5 protein-coding genes and 1 pseudogene are annotated in these 4,015 nt (G+C 64.4%); 4 read left to right on the top strand and 2 right to left on the bottom strand.

Annotation, left to right across the window (positions count from 1 at the left end; all coding sequences use genetic code 11):
- From AC16XC_RS13320 to AC16XC_RS13305, 4 genes are all read left to right on the top strand, one after another.
- The coding region (locus tag AC16XC_RS13320; protein ID WP_484035150.1) for a heavy-metal-associated domain-containing protein at nt 1–1,170 on the top strand (1,170 nt) is incomplete at its 5' end.
- Between the two features lie 2 nt (nt 1,171–1,172).
- On the top strand, nt 1,173–1,799 hold the full coding sequence (locus AC16XC_RS13315; RefSeq protein WP_484035149.1) for a P-loop NTPase family protein: 627 nt from the start codon (nt 1,173–1,175) through the stop codon (nt 1,797–1,799).
- Nucleotides 1,800–1,827: 28 nt separating this feature from the next.
- Nucleotides 1,828–2,529, top strand: coding sequence for a serine O-acetyltransferase EpsC (gene epsC, locus AC16XC_RS13310; RefSeq protein WP_484035148.1), 702 nt, complete (start codon nt 1,828–1,830; stop codon nt 2,527–2,529).
- Nucleotides 2,529–2,897 carry a DUF2794 domain-containing protein gene (locus tag AC16XC_RS13305; protein ID WP_484035147.1) on the top strand — a complete coding sequence of 123 codons (369 nt, stop codon included), beginning with the start codon at nt 2,529–2,531 and terminating at the stop codon, nt 2,895–2,897. Before epsC ends, AC16XC_RS13305 begins: the two co-directional genes overlap by 1 nt.
- 3 nt (nt 2,898–2,900) lie before the next feature.
- On the opposite strand, the gene AC16XC_RS13300 is transcribed toward AC16XC_RS13305, so the two are convergent.
- Both AC16XC_RS13300 and AC16XC_RS13295 read right to left on the bottom strand, forming a co-directional pair.
- A complete protein-coding gene (locus AC16XC_RS13300) occupies nt 2,901–3,557 on the bottom strand; it encodes a DUF4328 domain-containing protein (RefSeq protein WP_484035146.1) in 657 nt (218 codons plus the stop codon).
- 61 nt (nt 3,558–3,618) lie between these two features.
- Nucleotides 3,619–4,015 (bottom strand): annotated as a pseudogene (locus AC16XC_RS13295) (3-oxoacyl-ACP reductase); the annotation flags it as partial.

Below are 4,015 nucleotides of genomic sequence, written 5' to 3'. Positions count from 1 at the left end.
GCGCAGGTCGAGGGCGAGCGCGGAATCACGCCGGTTGCGAGCAGCAGCGACATCACTGTCAATGGAATCGCGGTCGATGTCCGCGGCGACAATCCGCAGGATGCGCGCGAAAAGGGCTGGAAGCTCGCGCAACGGCTGGGCTGGGAAAGGCTCGACGGGCCCGATATCAGCGATTCCCAGCTTGAAGCGATGGTCGCAGCGGTGGTGATCGAGAGCGAACAGGTCGGGCCGCGCCGCTATATCGCGACGCTTGGCATCAGCTACGACCGGACCAAGGCCGGACCGTTGCTCGGCAGCCAGACCGCCAGCCGCACCTCCGCGCCGATGCTGACCATCCCGGTGCTTAGATCGGGCGGAACCTACACCGTCTACGAAGTGCGCAATCCCTGGCAGCGCGCCTGGGCGGAATTCCAGACCGGGACCAGCGCGATCGATTATGTTCGGCCGTCGGGTGCCGGGGGGGATTCGCTGTTGCTCAATTACGGCCAGCTCGGGCGGCGCAGCCGCAGCTGGTGGCGCAATATCCTCGACGAATTCGGCGCGGCGGATGTCCTCGTTCCGGTCGCGGAACTGAGCCGCCAATGGCCCGGCGGGCCGGTGAGAGGCAGGTTCACCGCGCGTTACGGGCCCGACAATCGCTATATCGACGATTTCACGCTCGAAGCGGAAAACGAAGATGGCGTGGGCGACATGCTGGAAGCTGCCATCGCGCGCTTCGACGAGATTTATACCGGCGCCCTCGATCGCGGATTGCTGACTCCCGATCCCACCCTGCGCGAGGACCGGGTCGCGCTTGATCCAGTGATCGCCGAACTGATCGCATCCGAGCGCCGCATCAGGGAGGCCCAGGAAAATGCCGCCAACGCCGCCGCGCAGGCAGGCGAGGTGCTGCCGACGCAGGTCGTCGATGCCGCCTTGCCGCAGGCGCAGACGGTCAGCAGTTTTGTGGTCCAGTTCTCCTCGCCCGACGGATCGTCGGTCGATGCCGCGCTTTCCTCCGTCAGGGGTGCTCCCGGAGTCAGGGGCGCGGCGACCAGCAGCATTGCGATCGGCGGCGTCTCGGTCATGCGGGTCAGCTATGCCGGCGACATCGGCGGCCTCGCGGCGGCCTTGCGCTCGCGCGGGTGGAATGTCGCTCAAAGCGGCAATTCGCTCAGCATCAGCAGGTAGGGATGAGCGGTCAGATCGCCCTGCCATTGCGAGGAGGGCCGGGCTCCGGCCCAAGCCGGATCGTAGTCGGCAATGCCAACGCCCATGTATTCGAAGCCCTGGCCGCTCCCGAAAGCTGGCCCTTCCGGACCGCGGTGCTCGCGGGGCCGCCGCGTTCGGGCAAGTCGCTGATCGCGCAATGGTTCAACCGGCAGGCCCCGAGAGGAATTGGGGGCGAAGCTATCGACAGTGCCGACACGATCGACGAGACCGAATTGTTCCACCGCTGGAACCGCGCACAGGAAAGCGGAACGCCGCTGCTGATCGTCAGCGATGCCGAGCATTGGGAGATCGCGCTTCCCGACCTCAAGTCCCGCCTGGGAGCAGCGCTCCAGCTGGAAATTTCCCAGCCAGACGACGAGATGGCCGGTAACCTCATCCTTGCAATTGCCGAGGAATATGGGCTGGCGCTGGGCGATGGCGCGACCGGCTACCTCGTGCCCCGCTGCATCCGCAGTTTTCAGGGGATCGAGCAGCTGGTTGCCACGATCGATCGGCTGAGCATGGAGCGCAAGCAACCCGCGACCCTGTCGATCTGGCGGGATGCACTGGAAGCAATTTCCGGCTCGGAACAGCCGCGCTTGCTTTAGCGCCAATTTTGGGGAAGAATCAGCGATTATGGCCAATCGGTTGACCAATTACCTGGATTCCGTGCGCGCGCGCGACCCCGCGCCCCGTTCGCGCTGGGAAATCCTGCTCTATCCCGGGGTGTGGGCCCTGGCGTTCCACCGCGTGGCGCACTGGCTGTTTCGCGGGCGAATGTATTTCCTCGCGCGCATGGTGAACCATTTCTCGCGCTTCCTGACCGCGATCGACATCCACCCTGGCGCGCGGATCGGCAAGAACTTCTTCATTGACCATGGCTTCACGGTGATCGGAGAAACCGCAGAAATCGGCGACAATGTTACGATCTACCAATGCGTCACCCTGGGCGGGACCAATCCGGCCAACGGAATCGGCGGCAAACGCCATCCGACGCTGAAGGACAATGTGATCATCGGTTCGGGTGCGCAGATCATCGGGCCGATCACGATCGGCGAACGCGCACGGGTCGGGGCAAATGCGGTGGTCACCGACGATGTCCCCGAAGGTGCGACGATGATCGGCCTCAAGGCCCGCTCGACGCTGGTCCCGGCCGAGACCTGGCTGCGCGAATTCATGCCCTATGGCACGCCATGCGACGAACCATGCGAGCCGGGCGTGCAAAGGATCGAGGAACTCGAGGCCCAGCTGGCCGCGCTCAAGGCGGAGCTCGATGCGCTGAAGCAGGTATCCGTCGAAACCGCCCCGGTTTCCAAGCGCAGCGGTACGGATAGCTGATGGCGGCGTTCACGGAAGTCGGCAACGTCTTCCCGTTTCCCGGTCGCGTACCCCAAAACCCTCCGATCCAGGTGGGGTTCGAGCGGATCGAACTGATGCGCATACTCGATCTCTACGGACGCATGGTCGCGGCCGGGCAATGGCGCGACTATGCGATGGATTTTACCCGGGACATCGCCGTCTTCGCGGCCTTCCGCCGGACATCCGAACAGCCCCAGACCAGGATTGAAAAGCGTCCGGCGCTGCGCGGGCGGCAGGGAATGTGGACCCTGTTCGGCGAGCAGGGACAGGTGCTCAGGCGCGGCCACGAACTTGCCGGGGTGCTGGCCCCGATCGAGCGGCGATTGTTGAAGACTGTCGAGTGCTGATCGTCAGGCAAAGGCCTGGCTGGCGCTTTTCATCTCAAGTTGTTCGCGGGTGATCCTGCCGACGAGCTTCCAGTAGAGGAAAGTCGCCGCGAGCGAGAGAATTATGCCAAGCAGCGACATCGCCAGATCGACCGTCGGCGGGGCGACGATGAAGACAACCCCGTTAGTGTTGAACAGGTCGACACCGTTCTGGAACAGCTGCACCGCGAATGCGCCGACTGCGCACGCCCACCACGAGGTCACCAGTTCGGCGCTGCTATCGGCCTGGAATTCGTCGTCCCCGGCGCTGCGGTTGTAGAGCTCGCGCATCGCCTTGAAGGGCACGTAGAGGTTGACCAGCGGCACGAAATAGCTGCCGACCGCCCAGCCGGGCGAATAACGCAGTCCAGTGAGCCCCAAGTCGTGCAGATTGCGCCACGCGCGATAGGTCCACAGGCATGACATGACGACAATGCCGAACAGCAACAACAGATAGGCCGAGGCATAGGCCAGCGCGAGCATACTCAGCGTCACCGGCGAAAGGCCGAGACTGGCCGCCGCGAACCCGGCAAGGAATACCGCAGGAAAAGCCAGCAAGGCGAACGCAATGAAGGCCAGCAGGAAGCCGCGCAGCCATCTGGCGCGCCGTTCCAGTATTTCGAGCCCTCGCGCGAAGCCCACTACCCGATCCCCAGATGCCTGCGCCTCAGTCTAGGCGAGGGCAGGGGGATTGCAATGCAGCCTAATCCGCGCTCCCCGCCTTCTGGATCTGGGCCAGCACATGGCCGGTCTGCTCATTGCCCGATTGCGGCACGAAATCGTTGTCGCGCGCGGAAATCCGCTCCCACGCCGCGGCCACGCCTTCGACAGTGCGCTCGCCTTCGGGCAGGATCACCGGCTCGTTCATTGTGACGAAGGCCGAATGGTAGCCGCCGGCGCCGGCCCCCACGATGACATTGTTGGGCGCGTCCTCGCTGACCAGGTAGAGCGCCGCAGGCACCACGTTTTCCGGGGCAAACATGCCCGAGATCTGTTCCGGAATGATGTCCTCGGTCATCCTGGTCGCGGCGAGCGGGGCGAGCGCATTCACCCTGACATTGTATTTCGCGCCTTCGAGGTGGAGCGTCTTGGCGAGCCCG

It is taken from the genome of Candidatus Andeanibacterium sp. (genome assembly GCF_057143545.1).
The sequence above is the reverse complement of the archived record's forward strand: the minus strand, read 5'-3'. Positions and strand labels throughout refer to the sequence as shown.